The 26113-nt window shown below is 71.0% G+C and carries 21 protein-coding genes; 2 read left to right on the top strand and 19 right to left on the bottom strand.

The window, feature by feature from the left end:
* Positions 1–17 precede the first annotated feature (17 nt).
* The 19 genes from ACRSBM_RS08865 to ACRSBM_RS08955 all read right to left on the bottom strand — a co-directional run bounded on the left by ACRSBM_RS08865 (position 18) and on the right by ACRSBM_RS08955 (position 21740).
* Positions 18–1238, bottom strand: a complete 1221-nt coding sequence (locus tag ACRSBM_RS08865; RefSeq protein ID WP_434441716.1) for an NAD(P)/FAD-dependent oxidoreductase — start codon at positions 1236–1238, stop codon at positions 18–20.
* Entirely contained in the window at positions 1220–1654 is a 435-nt protein-coding gene (locus ACRSBM_RS08870; RefSeq protein WP_434441719.1) for a hypothetical protein, read from the bottom strand. The genes ACRSBM_RS08865 and ACRSBM_RS08870 overlap by 19 nt, the downstream gene beginning before the upstream one ends.
* The gene (locus ACRSBM_RS08875; protein WP_434441722.1) at positions 1644–2174 is read right to left on the bottom strand and encodes an NUDIX domain-containing protein; all 531 of its coding nucleotides are present in this window, start codon (positions 2172–2174) and stop codon (positions 1644–1646) included. Before ACRSBM_RS08875 ends, ACRSBM_RS08870 begins: the two co-directional genes overlap by 11 nt.
* 7 nt (positions 2175–2181) lie before the next feature.
* A complete protein-coding gene (locus tag ACRSBM_RS08880; protein ID WP_434441725.1) occupies positions 2182–3078 on the bottom strand; it encodes an aminotransferase class IV in 897 nt (298 codons plus the stop codon).
* A gap of 45 nt (positions 3079–3123) precedes the next feature.
* Complete coding sequence (locus ACRSBM_RS08885; RefSeq protein WP_434441727.1) at positions 3124–4959, bottom strand: condensation domain-containing protein; 1836 nt, start codon at positions 4957–4959, stop codon at positions 3124–3126.
* Positions 4960–5008: 49 nt separating this feature from the next.
* The gene (locus ACRSBM_RS08890; protein ID WP_434441729.1) at positions 5009–6781 is read right to left on the bottom strand and encodes an ABC transporter ATP-binding protein; all 1773 of its coding nucleotides are present in this window, start codon (positions 6779–6781) and stop codon (positions 5009–5011) included.
* The gene (locus ACRSBM_RS08895; protein WP_434441732.1) at positions 6778–8610 is read right to left on the bottom strand and encodes an ABC transporter ATP-binding protein; all 1833 of its coding nucleotides are present in this window, start codon (positions 8608–8610) and stop codon (positions 6778–6780) included. Before ACRSBM_RS08895 ends, ACRSBM_RS08890 begins: the two co-directional genes overlap by 4 nt.
* Positions 8611–8765: 155 nt before the next feature.
* A complete protein-coding gene (locus tag ACRSBM_RS08900) occupies positions 8766–11171 on the bottom strand; it encodes an AMP-binding protein (protein ID WP_434441735.1) in 2406 nt (801 codons plus the stop codon).
* Positions 11168–11692 (bottom strand): hypothetical protein, encoded by a 525-nt coding sequence (locus tag ACRSBM_RS08905; protein WP_434441737.1) that lies wholly within the window; start codon positions 11690–11692, stop codon positions 11168–11170. Before ACRSBM_RS08905 ends, ACRSBM_RS08900 begins: the two co-directional genes overlap by 4 nt.
* Positions 11689–12786 (bottom strand): beta-ketoacyl-[acyl-carrier-protein] synthase family protein, encoded by a 1098-nt coding sequence (locus ACRSBM_RS08910; protein ID WP_434441739.1) that lies wholly within the window; start codon positions 12784–12786, stop codon positions 11689–11691. Before ACRSBM_RS08910 ends, ACRSBM_RS08905 begins: the two co-directional genes overlap by 4 nt.
* Positions 12783–13073: a hypothetical protein gene (locus ACRSBM_RS08915; protein ID WP_434441741.1), complete on the bottom strand. Its 291-nt coding sequence runs from the start codon at positions 13071–13073 to the stop codon at positions 12783–12785. The genes ACRSBM_RS08910 and ACRSBM_RS08915 overlap by 4 nt, the downstream gene beginning before the upstream one ends.
* Positions 13033–14400: a class I adenylate-forming enzyme family protein gene (locus tag ACRSBM_RS08920; protein ID WP_434441743.1), complete on the bottom strand. Its 1368-nt coding sequence runs from the start codon at positions 14398–14400 to the stop codon at positions 13033–13035. The genes ACRSBM_RS08915 and ACRSBM_RS08920 overlap by 41 nt, the downstream gene beginning before the upstream one ends.
* The gene (locus ACRSBM_RS08925; protein ID WP_434441746.1) at positions 14384–15934 is read right to left on the bottom strand and encodes an amino acid adenylation domain-containing protein; all 1551 of its coding nucleotides are present in this window, start codon (positions 15932–15934) and stop codon (positions 14384–14386) included. The genes ACRSBM_RS08920 and ACRSBM_RS08925 overlap by 17 nt, the downstream gene beginning before the upstream one ends.
* Complete coding sequence (gene pabB, locus ACRSBM_RS08930; protein ID WP_434441748.1) at positions 15927–18026, bottom strand: aminodeoxychorismate synthase component I; 2100 nt, start codon at positions 18024–18026, stop codon at positions 15927–15929. Before pabB ends, ACRSBM_RS08925 begins: the two co-directional genes overlap by 8 nt.
* The gene (locus tag ACRSBM_RS08935) at positions 18023–19030 is read right to left on the bottom strand and encodes an LLM class flavin-dependent oxidoreductase (RefSeq protein ID WP_434441751.1); all 1008 of its coding nucleotides are present in this window, start codon (positions 19028–19030) and stop codon (positions 18023–18025) included. Before ACRSBM_RS08935 ends, pabB begins: the two co-directional genes overlap by 4 nt.
* Positions 19027–19965: a hypothetical protein gene (locus ACRSBM_RS08940; protein ID WP_434441753.1), complete on the bottom strand. Its 939-nt coding sequence runs from the start codon at positions 19963–19965 to the stop codon at positions 19027–19029. The genes ACRSBM_RS08935 and ACRSBM_RS08940 overlap by 4 nt, the downstream gene beginning before the upstream one ends.
* Positions 19955–20236, bottom strand: a complete 282-nt coding sequence (locus ACRSBM_RS08945; RefSeq protein WP_434441756.1) for a phosphopantetheine-binding protein — start codon at positions 20234–20236, stop codon at positions 19955–19957. Before ACRSBM_RS08945 ends, ACRSBM_RS08940 begins: the two co-directional genes overlap by 11 nt.
* 122 nt (positions 20237–20358) lie before the next feature.
* Positions 20359–20616 carry a hypothetical protein gene (locus ACRSBM_RS08950; RefSeq protein WP_434441758.1) on the bottom strand — a complete coding sequence of 86 codons (258 nt, stop codon included), beginning with the start codon at positions 20614–20616 and terminating at the stop codon, positions 20359–20361.
* A 20-nt stretch (positions 20617–20636) separates the two neighbouring features.
* Complete coding sequence (locus ACRSBM_RS08955; RefSeq protein WP_434441760.1) at positions 20637–21740, bottom strand: glycosyltransferase family 2 protein; 1104 nt, start codon at positions 21738–21740, stop codon at positions 20637–20639.
* A gap of 739 nt (positions 21741–22479) precedes the next feature.
* On the opposite strand from ACRSBM_RS08955, the gene ACRSBM_RS08960 reads away from it, so the two are divergent.
* Together ACRSBM_RS08960 and ACRSBM_RS08965 are read left to right on the top strand one after the other, a co-directional pair.
* Complete coding sequence (locus ACRSBM_RS08960; protein WP_434441762.1) at positions 22480–23256, top strand: aminotransferase class IV; 777 nt, start codon at positions 22480–22482, stop codon at positions 23254–23256.
* Between the two features lie 132 nt (positions 23257–23388).
* Positions 23389–25956, top strand: a complete 2568-nt coding sequence (locus ACRSBM_RS08965; protein ID WP_434453023.1) for a glycoside hydrolase family 3 protein — start codon at positions 23389–23391, stop codon at positions 25954–25956.
* Positions 25957–26113: the final 157 nt, after the last annotated feature.

A 26113-nucleotide genomic window follows, 5' to 3' on the forward strand; every position in this document is an offset into this window, starting at 1 on the left:
GGTGTCGGTTCGCGGGTTCACCGCTGGTACAACGCGTTGAGCGCGTCGATGCCGGGAAGCTCGCCCAGCAGATCGGGGCGGTCCAGCGCGGCGGCCGGGTCCTCCCAGGTCTCTCTGACCGGTGACCGGTTCCGGGGCACGGGCGCGATCGGCTCCCAGTCGTCGTGGTCGCGGCACATGCCGAGGCGTGCCGCGACGGTCTGCACCGCCCGAAGCGCGGCCAGCGGCGCCAGGGTGAGCTTGGCCGGGCCCGCGACGACAGCCCGGCCGCCGAGCAGTTCCACGCCGAACTCGTGCGCCACGGTGCCGCTGCTGGGCGTCAGCCCCGACTTCGTCGCCGGATAGCCGGAGACGGAGTGGACGCGGGCCAGCGTCGCCGCGTCGATCACCCGGCTCAACGTGAGCAGCACCCGGCGCGCCCACCAGCCCGCGAGGTGACCCGGAGCGCCGCCACTGTCGAACGACTGGAAGTCCGACACCAGCCACGTCGCCCGTCCGTCGTCGCCGAGCCTGCTCGCGAGGAACAACCCGTGCTTTTCCCGTTCCGGGAACAGCACGCTCACCGCGGGCAGGTGGCCGCGCAGCACGAGCATGAACGCCCTCCGGAGCTGCACCACGGCAGGCAGACCGGACCTGGCGAGCAGAGCGGGCGTGCCCGCGCCCGCAGCGAGAACGGCCGATTCGGCCCGCACGACCGCTGTGCCGCCGTCCCGTCCGACGACGGTGGCACGCACGCCCGCACCGTCCTCCTCGATCCGGCCGACGGCACCCGGCCGCGTCTCGACACCCGCCGCCGCGGCCTGCGCCGCGAGCCCGCGCAGGACGTCACCCACGTCATAGGTGGGTTCGCTGCTGCGGAAACACGCCGGAGTTCCGGCGAGCCACGCCGGAGCGGTGCGAGGCCGCACCCGCAGACCGGAGTTCCGCCAGTACCGTTCGGCCCGGCGCACCGCCGCCGGGTCGGAGAACGCGATGGTGGAGCTGTCCGTCACCGGGGGGATCCGCGCGAGAAGTTCCTTCCAGTGGTCGTGCGCGCGGCCGAGCAACGTGGGCAGCAGCGGCTCGTCCGGGCCGTACGCGTAGCCCCGGTGCAGGTAGCCGTGCGACTGCCCGGACTGCCCCGAGCCCGCCCGCGACGGCTCGACGAGCACCACGCGCGCGCCCCGGCGCGCGAGGTCCAGCGCGGTCAGCAACCCGGCCATGCCCGCGCCCGCCACGATCACGTCACCGTCGCGCATCGCTCGCCTCCCCGCTGCGGGGGCCGGGTGATCCCGTGGGGTGGTGCCTCAGTGGAGTCGCCCGCAGTGGAGTCGGCCGCAGTGGAGTCGCCCGCAGTGGAGTCGCCCGGAGTGGAGTCGCCCGGAGTGGAGTCGCCCGGAGTGGAGTCGGCCGCGGCGGGTTCGGCCGCAGCGGGTTCGACCGTGGTGACGAGCCCCGAGGACGGTGACAGCCGCACCAGCCAGGTCTCGCCCGACACGGTCTCCAGCAGCACGGCCGCCTCGTCGTAGCGGGTCGCCGACCGCAGCGGACCCAGCCCGGCGAGCAGTGTCCGGTCCTGGCTGTTCGACGCCTTCGCCGTCAGGTCGCCCGTGCGCAGGCTGACCCTGATCTCGGTGGCGAGCGGGACGACGACCTCCGCAGGATCAACCGGCATCCCCGGACGCTCCCATCAAGGCCAGCGCGGCCAGCGTCGAGGAGTCCCCGATGCCGCCTGCTGCCACCAGTTGCCCCAGCTGTGACCAGGTATAGCGGTGGACGGCCAGATCGGCTTCGAACACGTCCCGGTCAGCTGCCGCGGTGCCGGCCACGTCGGCCACGTACACGTGGCAGGAAGACGTCGCGAAACCGTTGCTCTCGGCGAACGTGCCCAGTTGCCGGACCCCGGTCAGCTCCAGTCCCGCCTCCTCGCGCGCTTCCCGCCGAGCGGCCTCCTCGGGGGTTTCACCGTCCGCTGTGCCGCCGCAGGGGAACTCCAGGCTCCGCAGACCACCCAGCGCCGGCCGCGTCAGCTCGACCAGGACGTAGTGCTCGCCCTGGCGGGGCACCACCATCACCGAGTCGGAACGGCAGACCACGAAGTACGGGTGGCGGGCGCCGCGTTCCGTCTCGTACTCGCGGTGCTCCACCGTGAACCAGGGGTTCGTGTGCTCGGTACTGCTGCTGATCTGGAGCACGGTGCCCTCACCGCAACGGGGTGAGATAGGTGGACACGAGCGGGTGCCTGCCCTGGCACAACCGGCCGTACTCGCTGATCAGCGCCGCCGCGTCGGCTGCCCCGTTCGCGTCGGGAGGGGTGCGGCCGTCCACCTCGTCCACGAGTCGCAGGCCCAGGAGCGTTCCCGCCAGCACCACCTGTGCCTCGTGCAGTTCTTCGCGCGACACGGGCCGCTCCTCGACCACGAGGCCGCGCGCGCGGGCCAGGTCCAGCACGATCCGTTTGGTGATCGAGTCGAGCACACCGGAGTCGGCCGACGGCGTGACGACGCGCCCGTCGCGCACCAGCAGGATCGCGGCGCCGTCGGCTTCCGCGACCTGATCGCGGTCGTTGAGGAAGAGGACGTGCTCGACGCCGTGTTCGACCCGCTCTCGTTCGTACACCCGGAAGTCCAGGTAGGAACCCCCCGACTTGGCCGCAGCCCCGATGGGGCCGCCGAACCGCCGGTGTGCGCTCACGAACGCCCTGACGCGGTCGGGCGTGGCCGGCCGGAACGGGAAGCCGCCGATGTAGGCGCCTCCCTCGCTGTCGGGCGAGAGCGTCGACCGGCCGCGCCTGGCGTAGAACGTCGGCCGCAGGTACACGTCGGAGCCGCCCAGCTGAGCCGCGACCTCGGCGAGTGCCGTCCACAGCTGCTGCCTGGTCAGGTACGCGGGGATGTCGGCCTCCCGCGCCGAACCGTAGAGCCGGTCGAGATGGGCGTCACCGGCCAGTACGTCGTGCCGCTGCTCCCCGGCGTTCCAGAACGCCGTGATGCCCTCGAACACGTTCGCCCCGCGCAGCGCCAGTTCGTCCCAGACGTGGACCCGCGCGTCCTCCCAGGGAACGCACGCCCCGTTCAGCCACATCACACGATCAGACATCGATCTCTTCCTTCTCGATCGGTTCCACCAGGTCGGAAACAGGGATCAGGAACGCTGCCGCAGCCGCCCGGCGAGCACGAGCAGGCTCGCGGGGCGGCGGAAGTCCGCGACCTCGAGGCCTTCGAACCCACCGTCCAGGAGCAGCGCCAGCACGCGGGGGACGAGGTGCAGCCGTCCGCCGTTCGTCAGGTAGGTGCCCGCCATCGTCGGACCGGTCAGACCGTTGGCCTTGGCGACCGCGTCCCGCAGCGCGTGCCCGGCCGCGTCCACCGGCTCCACCGCCGGCCGGTCCACGCCCGAACCGGTGACACCGGACCCGTCCGCCCGGCTGACCGCGAACAGCGGCGGGCTCACCACGGCGTTGCGGCCGTTGTCCGCCGACAGCAGGAAGTCCCGCAGTTCCCACGGTTCGAGGTCCGCGTCGACGTGCGCGGTGACCCGGCCGTCCTCCTCGCGGACGTCGGCGTGCCGCACCCCGGGGTGCTCCCGCAGGCGGCGGGCGAGGAAGTCCAGGTCCACCCAGACGTCGCCGATCGCCGACCACCGGGGGCCCGGCCGCCACGGGTCGGTCGCCAGCGCCTCGGCCTCGTCGAACGTGAGGTCGCCGCGAGCGCAGGCGTGCACCAGGATCGCCTCGATCAGCCGGACGAGCCCCGCCACGTCGCCCGCCCCCGGCACGGCCGAGTCGGCCCGCGCCTCGATCAGCAGGCGGGCGTCCACGGGGTAGGCGCTGACATACAGGTTGCACACGTCCGCGAAGTGGTTCGTGCGTTCGAGGGTCAGCCGGGACCGGGGGAGGAGGTCCCTCGGGTCCGCCCCTGGTCGCGCCGCTTCGAGCTCCACACCGTCGAACGTGCAGTTGATCGCCTCGGGACCGGGCAGGAAACTGCCCCGCTCGGCCTCGGCGCGTCCCGCGCACTCGTGGAACTCCAGCACGTCGAAGGCCATCTGCCGGCCGGCCAGCAGCACCGCCCTGCGCAGCAGCCGCACCACGCCGGTGAACGACGGCCGCTCGGACAGGTCGACGACCAGCGGCATGTCCCTGAACACCGCGGCCACCATCTCGCGGGTGGCCGGGTACTCCCGGAACGACCACGTCAGGTTCATCCCCAGCCGCTGACGGGAGAACTGGATCGCCAGCGCCGTGTACGCGGCCGCCGTCAGGATCGAGGACGGCGTCGCGCCCAGCGCGGCGTGCAGGCGGGCCAGCGCGGTGCTCGCGGCCGGCGACTCGAGGTACGCCCGCGCGACGTCCGCCCCCGGCCTGCCCCGGCTCACCGGGACCACTGTCGCCGGGAAGTCCCGCAACGCCGACGTCCAGTGGCGCAGTGCGGACTCGACCTTTCCCCTGCCGTCCGTCCGCTCGTGCTGTGCCTGGTCGATCGGTTGCGGCACAACGGGATCCAACCTGGGTGCTCGTCGCGCCGCCCGTGCCGCGAGCAGTTCGACGAGGTCGTTGAAGAACACCCACGCGCCCAGCCCGTCGATCGCGATGTGCGCGATGGTGAAGACCAGGTCTCCGTTCGCGTGGCGGCCGAAGCGGATCGGAGGAGCGGCTTCGACGTCGAACGGGGCGTCGACGAACTCGAGCCGGGACCGTTCGTCGTCGCCGACCAGTGGCAACTCCGTGATCCGGTGGTCGTGCACCCGTTGACGTGGCGACCCGTCGTCGTCCTCGTCGTAGGTGGTGCGCAACGCCTCGTGACGGGCCAGCAGGTCGTTGACCGCGTCAATCACGTCCTTTGTGGACAGTGTGACGGGAACGCTGACGGGCCACGACAGGTTCGGGAGCAGTCCTCGGCCGCCGGTGCGGTAGGACAGCCACTCCAGCTGCGCGAGACCCGACTGCAACGGCCCGGTGCGCCGCACGGCCGGTCTCACTGCTTCTTCTCGCACAACACTCCCCCCTGTCGTGACGCCACGTGCCGGATCAGACGAAGTACCGGGCCTGCAGGTGGAACAGCTCCGCGTAAAGGCCATCGGCCTGGCTGAGCACGTCGTGCGTGCCGACCTCGACGACCTTGCCGCCGTCGAGCACCACGATCAGGTCGGCCGCCTGCGCGGTCGTGAGCCGGTGCGTGACGAGCACGGTCACGCCGCCGTCCTTTCGGCTCAGCCCGGCGTACTGCTGGAACAGCCACTCCTCGGCCTGCGCGTCGAGGCTCGACGAGGGTTCGTCGAGTACCCGCAGCAACGGGGTCCGCCGCATCGACGCCCTGGCGTTCGCGACGGTCTGCCACTGTCCGCCGGACAGTCCCTTGCCGTCCCACGACTCCCGGCCCAGCCGCGTGCCGAGACCGTCGGGCAGAGAGGCGAGCAGTCGTTCACCGCCGGCCGTCCGCAACGCCTCCAGCACCCGCTCCCGGTCGCCGCGGTCTTCGAGCTGACCCAGCCCCACGGTGTCCTGCAAGGTCATCTCGATGTGGACGGGGTCCTGGAAGGCCGCGGTGATGTTCGCGCGCCAGTCCTGCGGCGCGAACTTCGCGAGATCCGTCCCGTCCACCAGGACGCGGCCGGTGGTCGGCGTGTACAGGCCACTGAGCAGCTTCACGAACGTCGACTTCCCGGCTCCGTTCTCGCCCACCAGCGCCACCACCGCGCCCGAGGGCAGGTGCAGGTCGATGTCGTGCAACGCCGGCCGGTCCCGGTTCCAGTACTGGAACCCCAGGTTCTCCAGCCTGATCCCGTCGGTCAGCCGGGCAGGCACCGCCACCGGGGACACCGGCTCGACCGCCGCCCGTTCCTGGTCGGCGTCGCGCACCACGTCGAGGAACGCCGTGGTGGCCCGCAACGACTCCAGCGTCCAGTAGGTCAGGTTCAGCAGGCTCTGGACCTGGCCGGTGATCTGGCTGCTGACGGCGACGGCCGTCACGACGAGGCCCAGCGAGGCCTCACCGGACAGACCGGCCCGCACCATGAGGAAGATCGCCGCCGCGTACGCCAGCACGAAGAACAGCCACGCCAGCACCACCGGGACCTGGGCCCGCCGGTCCGCGACCGCGATCTCCCTGCCCGCCGCGTCCCACTCCTCGCGGTGCCTGCGCCGTAGTTCGCCCGCGAGCCCGAACAACCGCGTCTCGCGGCCGGGCGCGGCCGTCGTGGCGAGCGAGTACAGGTGATCGGCCAGCCGGGTGCGGGGCATGGCCCGCTCCACGGCCTTCCCGCGCCGCTTGTCCGCTGCCTGGGTGGCGAGCACCGTCGGCACGGCGAACAACGGCAACACGGCGAGCACCGGGACGACCGATGCCATCAGCACCGCCGACGCGATCAGCGCCAGCGCGGCGCCGCCGAGCCACATCAGGCGGTCGAAGCCCGGCCCGATCTCACCCCGCGCGCTCCGCACGATCGCCGCCTTGTCCGACCGGCTCGACCGCTCGTGCACCTCCAGCGTCGGCGTCGTGCCGACCGCGTCGACGAACCGGCGGTCGACCTCGTCCTGGATCTCCTCCTGCAGGCGCAGCCGGGTGAAGTACCCGGCGATGAACGTGCCCTGGGTGAGCATCACGAACACCACGAGACCCAGCGCGAGCGGCAGCAGGCCGCCGGTCGAGCCCCGCAGCGCCATCTCGCTGAACAGGCCCAGCACCACGGCGAGCCCGATGCCGGTGGCTTGTTCGAGCAATGCCACCGCCACCACGACCACGGACCGGACGCGGTCCACGCGGGGGGCGGTCCTGAGTGCGAACCTCACGGCGTCGATCACGATGCCGCCTCCTCGAAACGCTTGGCCTGCAAGCGGAACAGCTCCGCGTACCGGCCGTTGGCGGTGATGAGCTCGTCGTGGCTGCCGTCCTCGATGATCTGCCCCTGGTCGAGCACGACCACCCGTTCGGCCTTGCGCACGGTCGCGAAGCGGTGGGAGATGGCGATCGTCGTGGCACCCGCGGTGAGCTCGTGGAAGGTGTCGTACAGCTGGGCCTCGGAGCGGGCGTCGAGGCTCGCGGCAGGCTCGTCCATGATCAGCAACTGGGCGCCGTGCCGGAGCTTGAACAACGCCCTGGCGATGGCGATGCGCTGCCACTCGCCACCGGAGGCGTCCACACCACCGGCGTACGCGCTGGACATCACCGTGTCCCAGCCTCGGGGGAGTCCTTCCACGAACTTCAGCAGCCCCGCCTGCCGTGCGACGGCGCGCAACCCGTCGTCGTCGCCGGAGTGGGCGAGCGACCCGAACGCGATGTTGTCGCGCAACGTCAGCTCGTAGCGGCTGAAGTCCTGGAAGACGGCGACCACCTGGCTCTGCCACAGCCGCCGGTTGTCGTCGTCGACCTCGGTGTCCCCGGCCCGCACCACGCCCGAGCCGGGCGCGTCCAGTCCGGCGAGCAACCGGGCGAGCGTCGTCTTGCCCGCGCCGTTGAGACCGACGATCGCGAGCGACTGCCCCGCCGGGATCTTGAGGTCGATGCCGTGCAGGACCTCGTCGGACGCGCCTGGGTAGCGGTAACGCAGGTCCTCGCAGGAGAACGTGTGCACGGGACTGGGCCACGGCGGCGCCGAGCCGTCGGCGCGGGGCGTGACGTCCGGGAAGGTGAACGACTCGGCCGCCGCCTTCGCGCCGAAACCCATCCGCAGGTCGTCGTCGTCCGCGCGCAGGATCTGCAGCAACGACCGGATGGCGAGACCGCCGATCGCGAGGTCACCGACGGTCGTGCCGCCGGTCGCGGCCCGGTGCGCCAGGTAGTAGAACACCGAGGCGACGGTGATGCCGGTGACGACGACGACCACCACGACGAACAGGTCGTGGTCACGCCGCCGCAGCCAGACCTCCTTCATGTTCGTGAGCCACTGCGCGTGGTAGGCGTCGCGGAAGTACGACGTCAGACCGAAAAGGCGCACCTCGCGGGCCGCACCCGGGGTCGTCGGCACGTCCCTGAGGTAGGACGTGCGGCGCAGCTTCTTCGTCTGGTTGATGCTCTCGATCACGGCGATCCGGTAGTTGCGGGCCAGCCGCACGTGGATCAGCACGAACACCGCGAACACGACCAGGCCCACGCCCCAGGTGACCTGGGTGAGCAGCGCCGCCGAGCCGATGGCGCCCACCCACAGCGAAGACCTGGTGGAGAAGCCGAACAGCGCCTCCCCCGCAGGCATGTCGATGGTGCCCGAACCCCGTGCCCGCCGGAGTCTGTCCCGGTAGGCGGAGTCCTCCAGGTGCGAGATGGTCGCCGGCTCGGACACCGCCGTCATCACGCGCTCACCGAGCCTGCCGGTGACCTGCCTGCCGAGCGCCCGGCCCAGAGCCGTGCGCGCCGACTCGGCGAGGTGGGTGAGCAGGAAGAGGCCCACGATGACCGCGACCCAGCGGTAGCAGTCCCGTGCTGCCGGGGTGTCGATGCCGTGCCCGACAGCGGTCGTGAGGCCGTCGACGAGCTCACCGATCGCGATCGTGATGCCCACGGGGGCCGCGCCCGCCAGGACGGCCGTGACCGTCGTCAGCGTGGCCACGACCGGTGCGTGGGCGAAGGCGTACCCGACGAGCGATGGGATGACCAGCCGCCTCGGGGCCGCGGGAGGGCTCACCGCCTGGTTCACGACACCCTCTCGTCGTCGCGGTTCCGGGCTGTCGAGCCTCGGACCTGAGCGTGCGACATCACTTCCTCCTGGTCGGCTTCGGGGGGCGTCGTCGTGGCCGTTCTCGGGCAATTTCCTCGTCCAGATCAACAGTGCGACTAGGGCCAGGATGGTTCTCACGTGCCGGGAACCGGGGATCCGTGTTCCTGGCGGAGTCTGCGTTTGAGCACCTTGCCGGTGACTCCGACGGGGACCGACTCCTGGTCCTGCGCCGTGATCTCGGTGAGCGGCGGCAGGCCCTGCCCGGCCAGCGCGTCGTTGGCCCGCGCCAGCATGCCGCTCGTGTCGTGGCCGCCGCGCAGGTGCACCAGCGCGACGGCGTGGACCTCGCCGTCCCGGCCCGCCGCCGTCACCACGCAGTCGGTGATCTCCGGAAGGTGGGACAGCAGGACCTCTTCCGCGAGCACCGAGTACACGGTGCCGCTCGTGGTGTGGATCGCGTCGACCGCGCGGTCCACGTGGTAGAACCGGTCTGCCTCGTCACGGAAGACCAGGTCCCCCGAGAGCCAGTAGCCCGCGAGCAGGCTGCGGTAGGTGCGGTCCGAGTCGTTCCAGTAGCCCGGTGTCACGGTCAGGCCCTTCACACCGAGCATCCCGACCTCGCCCGGTTCCGCGGGCGTGCCGTCCGGTCGCAGCACGGCGACCTCCGCGTGCGGCTGCGCGACGCCGAGGCACCGCGGCCGCGACACGACTCCGGGGATCGTGATCGACCCCAGCACCCCGCCCCAGCCCAGCTCCGACGAACCGAAACCGTCCACGAACATCGACCCCGGCAGCGGCCGCGTGCCTGCCCAGTGCCTGCCCCGGCCGACGAGCTTCGCGACGTGCGCCTGGTGCGAGGCGTCGCCCACACCGACCCAGCGTTCGACCAGGTCGAGATCGGGTACGTCCCCTTCCAGCAACGCGAGCTCGGCGAGCGTGACCGCGAAGCCGACGACGATCGTCGCCCGGTACCGGCCCGCCGCGGCGGCGACCGCCGCACCCCCGCGATCGGCCATGAGCGCCAGCGGCACCCCGGACAGCATGGCGAGCAGGGCGTAACCGATCGCTGAGCCGTGCGACTGGGGCAGTGCGGACAGGATCAACGACCGGGAGTGGTCGCGGAACCGCGTCAGGTGCGCCCTGATCCCCTCCATCATCTGCGCGTGCGCCCAGATGACCGGTTTCGGAGTGCCGGTGGTGCCCGAGGTGTGGCAGATCAGGACCGGGTCGCCGGGCGCGTGCCGGACCGCGTCCGGCACCCGCGCGCCGGCGGACGGCACGGTGTCGTCGATCGACGACACCCACGTGGTGCCGTCCGGTTCCCACTCGGCGGCGAGCCGGGCCAGCCGCACGTCGTCGGTCTGGAGACCGACGGGTGCGGTGCGGCGGAGGTAGGCCACCACGACCTCCGGTGCCATCTCGCCGTTGATCAGCACCGCGATCGCCCCGAGCCGGCACAGGGCCAGGTAGTGGATCAGGTCGTGCGCGCTGTCCCGGACATGGATCGCGACCCGGTCGCTGCGTCCCACTCCTTTCCCGGCGTACCAGGCACTCCACGCGCCCACGAGGTCGGCGACCTCGGCGAGGCTCAGGCTCGTTCGCGCCACGCCCCGCGCGTCCCGCACCGGCACCTCGCTGTGCAGGTAGGAGGCGTGCACGTCAGGGCTGATCCGCAACGCGACGTCGAACGCGTTGCCCCCGCCTGCTTCCGGGTCGGCGGCGACGGATCGGCGCACGGCGGACGGGACGAAGGTGGTCCCCACGGCGATGTCCTCCCCAATGACGTTCTCGGTGACGTTCTCGGTGGTGTCGTCCGCGTGGACCGGCACGAGCTCGAGCAGCTGGTACTCCATTCCGGGAACCAGGTCGCCCGAGGTGCGCAGGACGACCACCCGGTACCCGGCGTCCGCCGCCATCGCGCGCAACGCCTCGTGGTCACCGAGGCTGCTGAACCCGAGCAACAGCCGCCCGGACTCGGTCAGCAGGGCACCCGCACCCGAGAGATAACGTTGGTGTGCCTGGTAACCGGGGTCGAACACGGCCCGGTCCAGCAGCCCGCGCCGGTCGTCGGGCGCGGGCCGCGCGGTGTCGGCACCGGGATCGACGAACGGGGAGTTCCAGAAGATCAGGTCGAACCGCTGTCCTGCGGCGAGGCCGTCGAACACGTCACCCCGCCGCGCGTCGACCCGGCCCGCCTGTCCGTGACGGGCGGCGTTGAGCGCGGTGTTGGCCACCGCCACTTCGGTCACGTCGATCGCGGTCACGCTCTCACAGCCGTGCAGCGCGGCCATCACGGCGGTCACACCGGTACCGGAGCCGACTTCGAGGAAGGCGCCACCGGCCGGGAACGGCAGCGACTCGGTGAAGAACCGGGTCGACGCGCAGAACGTCGGCGCGAACACTCCCGGCAGCAGGTCCCAGTCCCGCTCGTGCTGGCGGAAGGTGGTCGGCTCGGTGACCCCGTCGGCGGTGCTCCGCACCAGCCAGGAGCCCCGCACGACAGCGCCTTTCACCGCGCCGCGCCGCTCGGGGGCCGTCACGTCTCGGTCCTTCCGCCGGGCGCGGACCGCACCAGGTCGGCGCGGGCGAACGCCTTCGCCGGGTCGGGGTCCAGTTCGACCGTGATGCCGAGCACGAGGTCCGCGCAGTCGTCCGCCAGCAGCACGCGGGCCGTGTCCAGCACCTCGGTGCGGGCGTCACCGGTCGCGGCGACGCAGCTGACCGGGCCGGTGATGCCGTAGGCACGCGCGAGGTGGCCCAGGATCGCCGTGGGCAGCACCTGGTAGAAGAGGATCGGACTCACCCGCCCACCGGCCACCTGGTCGACCGACAGTTCCAGGCTGGTGGTGTCGAAGCGGCACGAGCCGAGCACGATCGCCACCCGGTCACCCGCGCCGGTGAGCAGGTGCGCCGACCTGGGGTCGCCCAGGCATTCGTGCACGGCCGCCTGCACCAGCGGCGCGAAGTCCGACCCGAAGAAGCCGGCGGGTGACGGCGGCGCGGTGTCCGCGTGCACCAGTGCGGTGGCGACGACGCCGAGGTCGTCCTGTGCCGCCGTCATGACCTGGCCAGCAGGATCGCGGAGTTCACGCCGCCCACCGACGAGTTGAGGGTCATCGCGTGGGGGACGTCCACCTGTTCGGGCGCGGTGACGTGCCGCAACGGGTTGGTGGTGTCGGGACGCTCCAGCCCGGCGGTCGGAGGCAGCACCGAGGACCGCATCGCCTGCAACGTGATCACCAGTTCCAGTGCGCCACCGGCTTCCAGTGCGTGGCCCGTGGTGCTCTTCGTGCCGCTGACGAACACCTTCTCCGCCTGCGGGCCGAGCGCCAGGTGCAGGCCGGCGGCCTCGGCGGTGTCGTTGAGCGGCGTGCCGGTGCCGTGGGCGTTGACGTAGGTGAGGTCGCCGGGGGCGAGGCCGCCCCGGTGCAGTGCCTGTGTGACGGCGGCGGCCACCCCGGACCCGCGGGGATCGGGTTTGGCGACGTGGAACGCGTCGTCGGTCATCGCCCAGCCCGCCAGCCGGGCCAGCGGCCGTGCGCCGCGGGTGCGCACGCTCGTCCCCGACTCCAGCAGCAGCACCGCGCCGCCGTCGCCGAGCAGCACGCCCCGGCGGTCCTGGTCGAACGGGCGCAGCCGTCCGTCGGCGGCCAGCGCCTGGGCGGAGTCGAAGAGGCTGAACGCGTGCAGGTCCACCAGGAACGCGCCACCGACGAGCACGGCCGGTGTGACACCGGCGCGCACCATCTGGGCACCGTGGATGATCGCGTTCGCGGCGGCGCAGCACCCGTTGACGAACGTGCGCCGAGGCGTGCCGAGGCCGAGCCGGGAGGCCACCCGTTCGGTGAGTCCGCCCGGCGGCTCCGGCTCCACCGAAGGAGCACGCAGCTTCGTCGCGAGCACGAGCGGCAGCTGCTCCGGGCGGCCCCACCCGGCCATCTCGACGGCCTGCGCGGCGCAGGTGACCACGACGTCGGTGGTGTCGGCGGCCTGGCCGGAGGTGGCCGCCTGACCGGTGCCGCACCGGGAGACGTCGAAGCGCGTCACCGGGCCGAACGCGGGCGTGCCGGTGAAGACGCCCGCGGCCAGCGCGTCCGGCCCGAAGCCGAACGCGCTGAACACGCCGAAGCCGCTGACGTGGACGTCCTCGGTCATCCCCGTCCCACTCCCGGTTCGCGGTTGACGAAGGCGTGCAGCGCCCGCACGGAGTCGATGTCCGCCGTCTTGCCGCTGAGTTCGACCACGACGCCGTGTTTCTCCTCCAGCACGTGCTGGATCCAGATCGCGGTGTAGGAGTCGAGTAGCAGCAACGCGTCGTCGTCGGCGGGTTCGGGCAGTTCGACGCCTTCGCACCCGGCGAGCACGTCGCGGAGTTCGTCCAGGCTGAGTGACTGCGGCTGGTCAGAGCTGGTCGGCAGCGGAGAGGAGCTGTGCTCGGTCACGGACAACCTTTCCGGTCGGGGTCTCGGGGAGCCTGTCGTGCAGGTAGTAGCGCTTCGGGGTCTTCGTGGGGTTGAGCCGTTCCCGGCTCCACGCCGCGAGCGCCCGGTCGGTGGTGCCGTCCCTGACCGCGACGTGGGCTTCGATCACGCCGCCGAAGGTCACGACCGCGTGCGTGACACCGGGGTGTTCCAGCAGCACGTGCTCGACCTCCATCAGGTCGACCTTGATGCCGCCGATCGCGACCACCGAGTCCGCCCGGCCCAGCACGCTGACACCACCGGTCACCTCGTCGACCGACGCCCGGTCGAACGTGCGCAGCCAGCCGCCGGCGAACCGGGCCACGCCGTCGTCGACGAGGTAGGGGGTGCCGGAGAGCCGGATGTGCAGCTCGCCGTCCACCACCTTGACGGCGACGCCGGGGGCGGGCCGCCCGACCGACGGCGCGGGCAGCGCGCCCGTGAGGTCGGCGGTCACCACGCCCACCTCGGTCAGGCCGTACACCTGACCGAGGCGGCACCCGGTCGCCTGTTCGAACCGCGCCGCGACGGCCGGGGCGGTGACCATGCCCGCGCTGACCGCGACGCGCAGGCCGGGCAGCCGGGGAAGGCCCGCCGTGCCGCCCAGCAGGTCGAAGTGCGTCGTCACACCGAAGATCGCCGTCGGTTCGAGCGTCGCCACCGCGCGGGCGAGCGCCCCGCCGTGCTGCGCGGACGGCAGCAGGACGGGCAGTCCCGTCGCCAGTCCGTGCAGGACGCCGCCGATCAGGCCCCAGGTGTGCACGGGCGAGCACAACAGCAGCAGCCGGTCGCTTCGGCCGGGCATGTCCTCGATCGCCGCGTACCGGTCGAGTTCCGCGGCGAGCGAGGCGGCCGAACGTCCGACCACTTTGGACTGCCCGGTCGAGCCGGACGTGAACTGCACCAGGCTGACCGGCCCCGGAAGTTCCCGCGCGGCGCGCACGGCCTCGATCGCCGGGCCTGCCGTGGCGGTGAAGTGCGCCACGGCACCGGCACGCACGTGGAACGCCGGTGTGCACAGCCTGGTCAGCTTGGCGGTCTCGGCGTCGGTGAGCCGGTGGTCCAGCAACATCGCGGTGGCTCCGTGCCGCCAGATGGCCAGCAGCATCGAGAACAGGGTGGCGCAGGGGACGAGCCGCACCGCCACGCAGTCACCCGGCCGGACACCGGCGGCCACGAGAAGTCCGTGGCACCGGCCGACTTCCGCGTGCAACGCGGCCCGGTCGAACGTGGCCTGTTCGTCGATCCACACCGGCTCCGCCGACGGGGAACCGCAGAGGCGGTCGCTGAGTTCACGCGCGGTGGTCATGACCCGCCTTCCCGGCCAGCGCGGCCCCGACGAGCTCCGACACGGCCCGGCGGTCGATCTTCCCGTTGGTGGTGAGCGGAAGCGCGTCCACGGTGAGCACCCGCTTCGGCACCATGTAGCCGGGCAGTCGGCGGCCGAGACCGGCGCGCAGCACGGCGGGGTCGCCGTCCGGCGCGAGGCAGACGGCGTGCAGGGCCAACGCGCCGCCGCCGTCGGGTGCGGCGACGACGACGGCGTCCGTGACGCCGTCGAGCGAACGCAGCGCCGCCTCGATCTCACCGAGTTCCATCCGGTAGCCGTTGATCTTCACCTGGTGGTCGGTCCGGCCGAGGAAGACCAGTTGCCCGTCGCGCGTGGTCACCCGGTCACCGGTGCGGTACCAGTGCTCCGGTCCGACGACCGCGTCGGTGGTCTCGGGGTGGAACCGGCCGCCGTTCGCCTCCGGGTCCAGGTAACCGCTGAAGCGCAACGGTCCCCGGGCGCACAGCTCACCCTCCGCGACGGGCCGTCCCGACTCGTCGAGCACGGCGTGTTCGAGGCCGGCGTAGGGCCTGCCGATCGGGACCACGCCGGTCGGGTCGTCGGGCCACTCGCCGGGATCGTCCGGCAGCACGAAGTCGGTGCACGTGATGGTGAGCTCGGTCGGCCCGTAGAGGTTGTTCAGCGTGCTGCCGGGTGCCGCCGCCCGCCAGGCGCGGGCCTGCTGCCAGGTGAGGCGTTCGCCGCAGAACGTGCTGTGCCGCAACGTCGGCAGGCTGCCGGGTCGCAGCCGCCCGATGGCGTGGGCGTTGCTGATCAGCGACGGCACCGACGACCAGTGCGTGAGCGAGTTGTCCGCGATGAACCGCGCGGGCCGCAGCAGGTCGTCGCGGCTCGGCACCACCAGCGTGGCACCCGCCGACCAGCAGGCGAACAGGTCGAACACGGACGGGTCGAACGTCAGGTCGAAGCACTGCGAGCACCGGGAACCGGCCTCGATCCCGTACCGGCCCGACACCGCGCCCAGGTACGCGGAGACGTTGCCGTGCCGGATCGGCACTCCCTTGGGCGCGCCCGTCGAGCCGGAGGTGAACAGCAGGTACGCCTCCGCGTCGGGGTCGTCGGCCACCAGCGGCACCGGCGGGCCCGACGCGAGCAGGCAGGCGTCCATCGGCAGCACCCCGGTCTCCCCGGTCTCGGGAGGGGCCAGCGCCGGATCGGCCAGCACGAGCCCGGCACCGGAGGTCTCCACCATGTACCGCGTCCTGGCCGCCGGGAACGCCGGGTTGAGCGGCACGACCGAGCTGCCGAGGCGTTGCACGGCGAGGTAGCCGACATAGGCGAGCAGGCTGCGTCCGGCGAACAGCGCGATCCGCCGGGGAAGGGGATCGGACGCGGCCATCACCTGCCCCGCAAGCGATTCCGCCATGTCCGCGAGCTGGCGGTAGCCGTACGCCACGCCACCGACCTCGAGCGCGGTCCGGTCCGGGTGCCGCCGCGCCGAGTCGCCGAACCAGTCGTGGAGCATCACCGGGAACGTCATGGGCTCAGCCATCACTGGCCGCCTTCGCGGTTTCACGTTCCGGGAACCGCGCGCCGAGCAACGACAGCAGCGGCGTGGCCTTCACCGCCGTCTCCTCGAACTCCGCCTCCGGGTCGGACAGCGCCACGATCGCGCCGCCCACCCCGTAGCCGATCCGGCCGGGTGTCGCCACGAGCGTGCGGATCGCGATGCTCAGGTCGACGGCACCCGACAGCGAGAAGTACCCGATCGCGCCCGAGTAGATCCCGCGTGGCCCGTTCTCCAGCTGGTCGATGATCTCCATCGTCCGCACCTTCGGCGCGCCGGTCATCGAGCCGCCCGGGAACGCGGCACGCACGCAGTCGACCGCGCTGCGATCGGGCCGCAGCCGGGCCGTCACGGTGCTGGTCAGCTGGTGCACGGTCGCGAAGGTCTCGACGGCGAACAGTTCGGGCACGGCCACCGACCCGATCACCGCGACCTGTGCGAGGTCGTTGCGCAGCAGGTCGACGATCATCAGGTTCTCCGCCTGGTCCTTCTCGCTGAACGCGAGGTCGTGCCGCAGGTCCTGGTCCTCCTGCTCGGACCGGCCCCGGGGCCGGGTGCCCTTGATGGGCCGTGCCTCCACGCGCCGTTCGCCGTCCACCCGCAGGAACCGCTCCGGCGAAGTGCTCAGCACCGACACCTCGCCCAGGCGCAGCAGCGCCGCGAACGGGGCCGGGTTGTCCCGCCGCAGCGTGGTGTAGGCGGGCCACACGTCGAGCGCGCACGCCACGTCGATCATGTTGGTCAGGCAGATCTCGTAGCTCTCGCCCGCGGCGATGGCGCGCTGGCAGGACTCGATGAGGTCGAGGTAGGTGTCGCGGTCGTGGCGGGTCGACAGGTCCGCGTCGACCCGTTCCCACGGTGGCGCGGGGGAACGGGCAACGTCTGCCTGGATCCGGGACCGGGTGGTGGCGAGCCACGACCGCGCGGACTTCTCGTCCCCGGTGTGCAGCGCGAGCAGGTAGGTCGTCGACGTGGTGTGGTCGAAGACCACGCACCGGTCGACGAACAGCAACGAGGCGTCGGGGTGTTCAGAGCGGTGCCGCAGCCGCCCGCCGCACTCGGCCTTCAGTTCGTAGCCGAGGTACCCGGCCCAGCCGCAGCGGAAGTCGAACGGCAGGTCCTCGCCGCCGACGACCTCGGCGGCGCGCAGCCGTTCGTCCAGCCAGTCGAGGAACGGCCGGACCTCGGTGCGGGTGCGGTGTCCCGACCGCACGGTCACGGTGCCTTCGGCGACGTCAGCCGTCACGACCTCGGCGAGCGGCCCGTCGGCCGCACCCATGATCGAGAACCGGCCCAGCCGGGCATCGTGGCGGCTGCTGTCCAGCCAGAAGGCGTAGGGCTCGTCCCGGAACAGCGTCTCGTAGACCTGCTCCGCGTCGCACGCTGCCGGGAATTCTTTGGCTGGGATTTCCTCGGTCAGCAGCCGGTACCTCGTCGGCGGGGCGGGCCGGGGTTCGGCGGACGGCCGGGCCGGTCGCGTGCGCCGGCCGTGCCGGGTGTTCCACTCGGCGCTCATCGACGCGAAGTTCACCAGCAGCCGGTGTCCGTGCTCGGTCTCGACGGACTCGGGGTGGAACTGCACTCCCCACTGCGGACGGCGCAGGTGCCGCAGCGCCATCAGGATCCCGTCCGGGGTCCAGGCGATCGCTTCCAGGTCGTCCGAGAGCCGGTCGACTGTCCACGAGTGGTAGCGCACGACCTCCTGCGGCGAGGGGATGCCCGCGAACAACCCGGTGCCGTCGTGCAGGACCCGGGACTTGCGGCCGTGCCGGGGTTCCGGCGCGAGCGCGATGGAGCCGCCGCCGAGCATCGCGATGCCCTGGTGTCCCAGGCACACCCCGAGCAGCGGAATCCGTCCTGCCGCGATGACCTCACGGCAGATGCCGAAGTCCGCGGGCACGCCGGGCGTGCCGGGACCGGGGGAGATCACGACGTTGTCGAACTCGTCGAGGTGCTCCGCGCGCCACCCCGGCTCGTCGTTGCGGATGACCGTGGGCTCTATCCCGCTGATCTCACCGAGGTAGTGGGCGAGGTTGTGGGTGAAGGAGTCGTAGTTGTCGATGAGCAGGGTTTTCACATCGACCCCTTCGGACGGTTCCCGGCGATGTCCAGTGCGACGGCGGTGTGCTTGACGTCCTGCTCCTCCGCCGGGGTGTCGAGCACGAACGTCGTGTAGCCGAGTTCGACGTACCGCCCGACCTCCCGTCCGACCGTGGCGTAGTCGCCGACGAAGTACGGGCAGAAGGTTTTGTAGTTCTTGAAAGGCCCCATCCAGTAGGAGTTCTCCCGGTCGACGGCGTGCGAGAGTTGCTGGTGCCACTGGGAGTCCGAGCGGGACATGGCGAGCCGGTGCTTGAACTGCCCGGTCCGGTCGGGTGGGAAGCGGGTCAGCGCGACGTCCCACGCCTCGTCGGACGTCGGCCGGGCGATCACGCCGATCCGCATCCCCTGGCGCAGGCCGGGTTCGGCCCGAGCCTGCTCGTCCGGTGGCCGCGGGTACACGACCCCGGTCGCTGAGAGCGCTCTCGCGGCGGCCATCCCGGCGGGGGAGGACCCGGACATCATGAAGCCGGGACGCAGGTGCGCGGGCAGCGGGGTGTTCAGCCGCAGCCCCGCCACGGAGTAGTACTCGCCTGCGAACGTCACCGGATCGTTGGTGGAGAACAGCTTCTCCATGATCGATGCGTACTCGACGGCGCGGTCGTAGCGGGCGTCGTGGGGCAGGTTCGCGCCCAGCGCCTCCAGGTCGGCGGTGAACCCGCCCGCGACGAAGTTGAGGTGCACCCGCCGCTGGTACAGGTAGGCCAGGTCGGCGACCAGCTTCGCGGCCGTGAACGGGTGCATGTACGCGGCCTGCACCGCCACCAGCGGCGCCAGCCGGGTGGTCGCCTCGATGATGCTCTGCGCCACGAGCCACGGGTCGACCGACTTGTTGTCGGTGTAGGCCAGCACACCCTCGTAGCCCGCGTCGTCGTACCACCGTGCGACGGTTCGCAGCTGTTCCAGGTAGTCCGGGCCGTGCTCCTGCAACGAGTGCGGGCACGTGCCGAACAGCGTGAGTTCCTGCCGGAGCTCGGTCATGACAATGTCCCTTCGGCGTCGTCCAGCGGCTGCCGGCGGGTGAGCAGGGACAGCCGCGCGGGACGTCCGGCGTCCTGGACCAGGTCGACCCAGTCCCCGGCGACGCGGTGGAAGGCGTCGTTCAACGGCTGTGCGAGCGGGACCTCGCCGGGGGCCAGCACCTGCCACCGCACGAGGCTGTTGATCGTGTGCGGGTCGAACGCGGTCCAGACCCCGTCGAGGCGGACCTCGGGCCAGAAGTGCTCGGCCGAGTACGGGCTCGACAGCAGCAACCCGAAGCAGCGCCGGGCCTCCCAGCCCTCCTGCTCCGCCCGCCGTGCCACGTGCAGGCTCGCCAGGTCGCAGTTCGCGAGCGAGGTCTCCTCGAGGAACCCCAGGTCCCGGTACAGCGCGACGGGCAGGACGTGGAAGTGGAGGCGCGACACCTCGCTGAAAAGCCGCTCCAGCGCTGCCGGCACCTCTACGGCGTCCCCTGAGCCGCCGACCTCGCGCCGCAGCGTGAACCGCCCGGCCGAGACCTCCTGGCCCAGCCCCGCGGCCGGACGGAAGTCGCATCCGTGGCCGGGTTCGGTGAAGCCGCACCCGGCGGAGATCGTGACGTCGTAGCGGATCGGCCTGCTCTCCGAGCTCGATCGGAACGTCTGCGGCCAGCCCCGCATCGCGAGGTAGCGGGGCGAGGGCAGGCGCAGCGCGAGCGAGGCGTTCGTGAGGTCCAGTTCGTCGAACGACCGTTCCCCGTTCTGCCCGCGGCAGGGGAATCCGAGGTCGAGCAGCACCGACAGGACCTCGGCGCCGAGGCCGAAGACCCTGTGGGCGGTGTGGGTGTCCCGGTCGAAGACCCGGTACCGGTCCGGCACCCGGCTGACCCGGTCCACGACGGCCCGCAGGTCGGCCGTCGTCCAGGCGGTTGTCCCAGTGTTCGTCTCAGCGGTCATCGCGAGGCTCCAGGAGTCCGGCGACGACGTCCCAGAGCGCGCCCGGTGAGGAGAAGATCTCGAAGGAGATCGCTTCGTCCGGCAACGTCACCTGGAACGTCTCCTCGATGGTCACGAGCAGCCGGACGACTATGAGCGAGTCCACGCCGAACGCCGTGAGGTCGGTGTCCTCGCGCAACTGGGTCTGCGGCGTGACCAGGCCGTCCAGGCACTGCCGCAGCAGGGTCTCGAACTCGGGATCCAGTGCGGTGGCCGCGGGATGCTCAGACATCGGCACTCCTCCCGGTGCGGACCGGACGGGCGTCACCGCCGGAAACGGCATGACACTGCTCCACGTGATCTCCCCCTTGTTCGCGCGACAAGCTGGTACGTGCCGAGACTCGGACGCCGGACTCAGGTCACCGGGGCGAAGCGACCCGGGTTGATCTCGGCCAGGTGGCGGTGCACGGAACGAGCCGAGGTCCACGACTCCATGACGTCGTCGCCGGGCGGTTCGAGCTCGACGCCGAAGCGCTGCCCGAGCGTGTGCTGGAGCCAGACGAAGCTGAAGGAGTCGATGACTATCCCGGTGTCGTACCCGATCTCGGCGTCGGGCGTCTGCATCGCCATGCATTCGGCGATGAGCGCCGTCACCTGGTCTCGCGTGATCATGTGGCCTCGGACCTCTCTCGTCAGGAGCGGCTGCGGGAACGGTTCGATGCGCCGGGATCGCCGTCGGCGGGCGCGAGTCCGGTGAACACCATGCCGGGGCGGCCGAGTTCGAGTGCCGCGACGAATCCGCCGAGGTCGAACATGAGGTCGACGGCCGCACACGCGAGGCGTTCGGCGGTGGTGCGGACGGACCTGTCGTCCCCGGCCCGGTCCTGAGCACCGAGGCCACGGGTGTCCTGTCCGCGGGTGCCCTGTCCGTTGGAGCGCAATCCTCGGGCGCGCAGACCCACCACCAGTGCGAGTGCGGCGGGTGCCGCGAGCAGGCTCCTGCCCCCGGTGCGCGAGGCCAGTGCGAGTCCTGCCACCGCCGCGCCCGCCACGACGGTGCAGGCGTTCAGCGCGGGCCTGCGGTGTCGCGGATGGACCTTGCACACCCACTGTTCCGAGCGGCCGTAGCCGTAGAGCCTGCGCCCGGCGGTGACGAGGGAGTCCACAATGGCCTCGTCGTGCACGACGACCACGTCCGGATCGCACACGATCCGGTACCCGGCGTCGGACATCTTCAGCCCGAGGTCGCAGTCCTCCCCGCCGACGTGGTCGAGGCTTTCCGAAGGGAACCCACCGACCTCTTCGAACACTTCGCGGCGCACCGCGAGGTTCGTCGTCGTCGCCCAGGTCACCGTCGCGCACCGGCGCGGGCGCTCCAGGTCGTCGTTGATCAGCTTCGACCAGCGCATGATGCGGCTCGCCCGCGCATCGCCGTGTTCGACGTAGGTGGGGCCGGCGACGCCGCCGACGGAGGCGTCCGCACCGCGCAGCGTCGCGACGTGCCGTTCGAACACGTCCGGTGGCACCCGGCAGTCGGAGTCGGTGAACAAGATCAGGTCGTAGCTGGCACGCTCGACGCCCAGGTTGCGCTTCGCGCCGACGTGGCGCGGCCCCGTCACGTAGCGGGCCCCGAACTCGCGGCAGCTCGCCTCGTGGGCGGCCGCGTCATCGGGGTCCGAGTCGTCGACGACGACCACCTCGGTGGGCACCGGGCTTCGGTTCATGGCAACGCGCAGCGACGCCAGTTGCGCGCGAAGCAGCGCGACGCGGCCTTTGACCGGAATTACGACGGACATACCGCGTCGTGGTTCTGCTGTGGACACGCACCCTCCCGTCTTTCCGTCTTTCGCGGGCAGGACTTGGCCGCGTTCGATCGCGGGCGCGAGCTCGCCCCGACTCGAACGCTATTGACGTCGCCATTGACGTCCTCTTCGGCGCCGTGGGCCCGAGGTCTTTACCGGAGCGCAGTCCACCTCGAATTCCGCGCCCCTTGATCGCGGATTTCTGGAATTCCCGTGCGGAAGTCCGAAAATCCCCAAAGACCTACCATCGGATGGTCTCGGGCGGCAATCGGATTGTGCGGCCGCAGTTGAACGCGCTCGCGCTCACACGTTCGACCAGGTCGTGGGGCCAGTGCCCCGGAAACCCCTCCGACCAGCGGCAACGAGGATTCCTGCCGAACCTCGGCGCGCGTCCCGGTAAAAGTACCGGGAACCATCCCGGTAAAAACCTCGGTCAGGAACTATTCATCATCGTGGGACCCCCAGTTGTCCACAGCGCCCTGACGCACCCCCGGTACGGCGGTGTCTCGGTCCTGGCCGGGACCCATCCGGCCATCCTGTTCGGACTCGATCCAGCAACCTTACGGCACAGTACCCGAGCCATGGAATCGCGTAAACCCAGGTCTGACCTGAAACCCGTCTGGACTAATCGGAGGCAATCGGGTGTGCAATCCGTGAGGTGAGCCGCGCGACCTACGGCAACTGCGGCCACGGATGGTGCCGCGATTAGAGATGAGTGTGGTGGAATGCGATCGTGATCGAACTCGACGGGCGCCCTGCCGAAGCAGAGGACCTTGCCGGACTCGCGCTGACCAATTATGGGCACTTCACCACGATGTCGATGACCGGAGGACGCGTGCGCGGACTGCCGGCACACCTGAGAAGGCTGGCCGCCGACTGCGAGCGGTTGTTCGACGTGGATCTCGACCTCGACCGGGTCCGCACCCTCATCCGCCGGGCTCACGCGGACACGGCGCAGATGGTGCGGGTGACGGTCTACGCGCCCGATCTCGACCTCGCTCGGCCGGGTGCCGACCAGGACCCGCACGTCCTCGTCACGACCCGGCCCGCCCCGGCGCACCGCCCGCCGCCGCTGCGCCTGCGGTCCGTCGCCCATCGGCGAGACGCGCCGAGGACGAAGCACGTCGGCCTCTTCGAGACGATCAGGCAGCGCCGCCTCGTCCAGCGGGAAGGCTTCGACGACGCGCTGTTCGTGGACGAACGCTCGGGAGTTCTCGAAGGCGCGTCGTGGAACATCGGTTTCCACGACGGCGCCGGCCTGGTGTGGCCCGCAGGGGACCAGTTGCCCGGCGTCACGATGGAACTGGTGAAGGCGCTCGGCGTGGCGGTGTCGTCCGAAGCCGATGTGGACCTCGCGAAGGCGACCGGTTTCCCGGTCGCCTTCGTCACGAACGCGGCGGTCGGAGTCCGTGCCATCGCCTCACTGGACGGGACGTGCTACGACACGGCGGCTCCCGTGCTGGAGGAGTTGTCCGCGCGGTACGGCGCGTTGCGCGGTGACGAGGTGTAGGCGTCCGTCTGTCTGCAAAGGACTGGAATCGAACTGTTCGTCGTCAGTGGTGAGAGCGTTCTCATTGACGTGGAGCTGAAGGGGGTAGACATGATCGGTTTCCTGCGTTGGAGAAGCACGCTTGCCGCGGTGTTGGGGTTGACTCTGGTCTCCGGCGTGGCGGCGGCCGCCGTGGCCGCGCCGCAGGGAGGGGCCTCCGGGCAGCCGGCGATCGGGCCGCCGAACATCGAACGGGGATGCGCCCGCATCGAGAAGTCCTTGCGGGAGCTCGAGGATTGGCCGAAGGTCGAGAGCCAGGTGCACGTCAACCGTGCTGACGAGGCGCGGATCAGGAAGATCCTCGAAGGCATGACACTGGCCGAGAAGGTCGGCCAGATGACGCAGCCGGAGATCGCGGCCATCACCCCGGCCGACGTCGCCACCTACGGTTTCGGCTCCGTGCTCAACGGTGGCGGCAGTTGGCCGGGCGGCAGGAAGAACGCGACGCCGCAGGAGTGGCTGGCGCTCGCTGACTCGGTCTTCGAGGCGTCCAAGCGAAGCCGTACGGGAATCCCCGCCATTTGGGGCATCGACGCCGTACACGGCAACAGCAACGTCATGGGTACCACGGTGTTCCCGCACAACATCGGTCTCGGCGCCGCGCTGGACCCGTGCCTCGTCCGGGACATCAGCGCGGCCACGGCGGCGCAGATCCGCGCCACCGGCCAGGACTGGGCGTTCGCACCGTCGCTCGCGGTCGTGCGCGACGACCGCTGGGGCCGCACCTTCGAAGGGTACTCCGAGGATCCCCGCATCACCCGAGCCTACGGCTACGAGGCCGTGAAGGGACTGCAGGACAATGCGAGGAGCCGTATCAGCGTGGACGGTGTGATCGCGACCGCCAAGCACTTCGTCGGTGACGGCGGGACCACCGGCGGCAAGGACCAGGGTGTCGCCACCAGCTCCGAGCAGGAAATGATCAACCTGCACGGACAGGGTTACTACGGTGCACTCGCGGCGGGTGCGCAGACGGTGATGATCTCGTTCAACAGCTGGACGAACGACGTCATCAACGAAGGCAAGCTGCACGGCAGCAAGTACGCGCAGACCGGCATCCTGAAGCAGAAGATGGGCTTCGACGGCCTGCTGGTCGGCGACTACAACGGCCACGGCCAGATCCCGGGGTGCACCAACGCGTCCTGTGCCGCAGTGGTCAACGCGGGCATGGACGTCGTCATGGTGCCCGCCGACTGGAAGGCGTTCATCGCCAACACCGTCGCCCAGGTCGAATCGGGTGAGATCCCGATGGCCCGCATCGACGATGCCGTCACACGCATCCTGCGCGTCAAGCTCCGCGCCGGTGTCTTCGAGGCGAGGAAGCCGTCCGAGCGCGCACATGCCGGTCAGCAGGACTCGTTGCTGCACAGGGAGCTCGGCCGCAAGGCGGTGCGTGAGTCCGCCGTGCTGATGAAGAACGAGAAGCGCACGCTGCCGTTGCCGGGGCGCAGCAAGGTGCTCGTGGTCGGCAAGAGCGCGGACAGCCTCCAGAACCAGACCGGCGGCTGGACGTTGTCGTGGCAGGGCACCGGCAACAGCAACGCGGACTTCCCGCACGGCACCAGCATTCTCAAGGGCCTCCGTGGCGCCCTCGGCGAGGCGAACGTGACCTTCTCCGAGACGGCGGCAGGTGTGGACCCGACGGCGTTCGACGCGGTGATCGCCGTCATCGGCGAGACCCCTTACGCGGAAGGGTTCGGCGACCTCGGCAAGCGCACCCTGGAGACCGCGAAGCTCTACCCCGGTGACCTCGCCGTGCTCGACAAGGTCTCCGGCAGGGGCACCCCGGTCGTGACCGTGTACGTCGGCGGTCGTCCGCTGTACATGAACAAGGAGATCAATCGTTCCGACGCGTTCGTGGCGGCGTGGCTGCCCGGCACCGAGGGGCAGGGTGTCGCGGACCTGCTGATCAAGGGCCGCGACAACGGTTTCACGGGCAAGCTGCCGTACTCGTGGCCGCGCAGCGCCTGCCAGACGCAGCTGAACGGACCAGCGGACAACCCGTTGTTCGGGCTCGGCTACGGCCTGCGCGATTCGGAGACCGGTCACGTCGGCGAGCTCGACGAGACCTCGGTGGGCAACAGTTGCACCGGAGGTGGTGGTGGCACCGCCACCGAGGACCTTGAACTCTTCGTCGGCGGGGACAAGTCCCCCTACCGGAGCTACATCGCCTCGCCGGAGAACTGGGGCGGCACCGAGATCGGCCCCGGCGGTCAAGCCTCGCACGCCACGATCGGTGTCGTCCCCGCAGACGTCAACGGCACGCGGGACGGGCTGAAGACCACGTGGAGCGGCACAGGAATGGTTTATCTCCAGAACCCCGCGGGCGGCAGCGACCTACGTGGCTACGGAAACGCCAACGGGGCACTGGAGTTCGACCTGGTCGTGCACCAGGCGCCGGCGGCCCGCACGGTCATCAGCACACATTGCCAGCACCCGTGCGCATCGGAACTCGACGTGACCTCCGTCCTGCGTTCGCTGCCCGTGGGGCAGAAGTCGACGATGAAGGTCTCGATCGACTGCCTGGCGGGCAAGGGACTTGATCTGGAGAACGTCAACGCGCCGTTCGTCCTGTACACCGAGGGCGCGCTGTCGGCTTCGGTGGCGAACGTGAGGTGGGTGCCGGAGGCGGGCGGTGATCCGAACGTTCTGCCCTGCACCTGAGTGATGCGGTGCGCCCCAGGCTCTCCGAACCCCGGGGCGCACCGGCGTTTCCGGGCCGAGCGGACCCGTGAACGCACCGACCTCCGACGCCAGTCGGACGCCGCCGCCACCGCGATCGCGGCCCTTCACCACGACAACACCCTGCTGCGCCAAGAAC

This window comes from Lentzea xerophila (assembly GCF_051094245.1).
GTDB lineage: Bacteria > Actinomycetota > Actinomycetes > Mycobacteriales > Pseudonocardiaceae > Lentzea > Lentzea xerophila.

Bases quoted from the DNA above. Each gene is read 5' to 3' on its own strand.
- ACRSBM_RS08870 (WP_434441719.1), bottom strand. From the start codon at position 1,654: ATGCCGGTTGATCCTGCGGAGGTCGTCGTCCCGCTCGCCACCGAGATC.
- ACRSBM_RS08865 (WP_434441716.1), bottom strand. From the start codon at position 1,238: ATGCGCGACGGTGACGTGATCGTGGCGGGCGCGGGCATGGCCGGGTTG.
- ACRSBM_RS08940 (WP_434441753.1), bottom strand. From the start codon at position 19,965: ATGACCGCTGAGACGAACACTGGGACAACCGCCTGGACGACGGCCGAC.
- ACRSBM_RS08920 (WP_434441743.1), bottom strand. From the start codon at position 14,400: ATGACCACCGCGCGTGAACTCAGCGACCGCCTCTGCGGTTCCCCGTCG.
- ACRSBM_RS08910 (WP_434441739.1), bottom strand. From the start codon at position 12,786: ATGACCGAGGACGTCCACGTCAGCGGCTTCGGCGTGTTCAGCGCGTTC.
- ACRSBM_RS08880 (WP_434441725.1), bottom strand. From the start codon at position 3,078: ATGTCTGATCGTGTGATGTGGCTGAACGGGGCGTGCGTTCCCTGGGAG.
- ACRSBM_RS08945 (WP_434441756.1), bottom strand. From the start codon at position 20,236: ATGTCTGAGCATCCCGCGGCCACCGCACTGGATCCCGAGTTCGAGACC.
- ACRSBM_RS08925 (WP_434441746.1), bottom strand. From the start codon at position 15,934: ATGGCTGAGCCCATGACGTTCCCGGTGATGCTCCACGACTGGTTCGGC.
- ACRSBM_RS08935 (WP_434441751.1), bottom strand. From the start codon at position 19,030: ATGACCGAGCTCCGGCAGGAACTCACGCTGTTCGGCACGTGCCCGCAC.
- ACRSBM_RS08905 (WP_434441737.1), bottom strand. From the start codon at position 11,692: ATGACGGCGGCACAGGACGACCTCGGCGTCGTCGCCACCGCACTGGTG.
- ACRSBM_RS08950 (WP_434441758.1), bottom strand. From the start codon at position 20,616: ATGATCACGCGAGACCAGGTGACGGCGCTCATCGCCGAATGCATGGCG.
- ACRSBM_RS08955 (WP_434441760.1), bottom strand. From the start codon at position 21,740: ATGTCCGTCGTAATTCCGGTCAAAGGCCGCGTCGCGCTGCTTCGCGCG.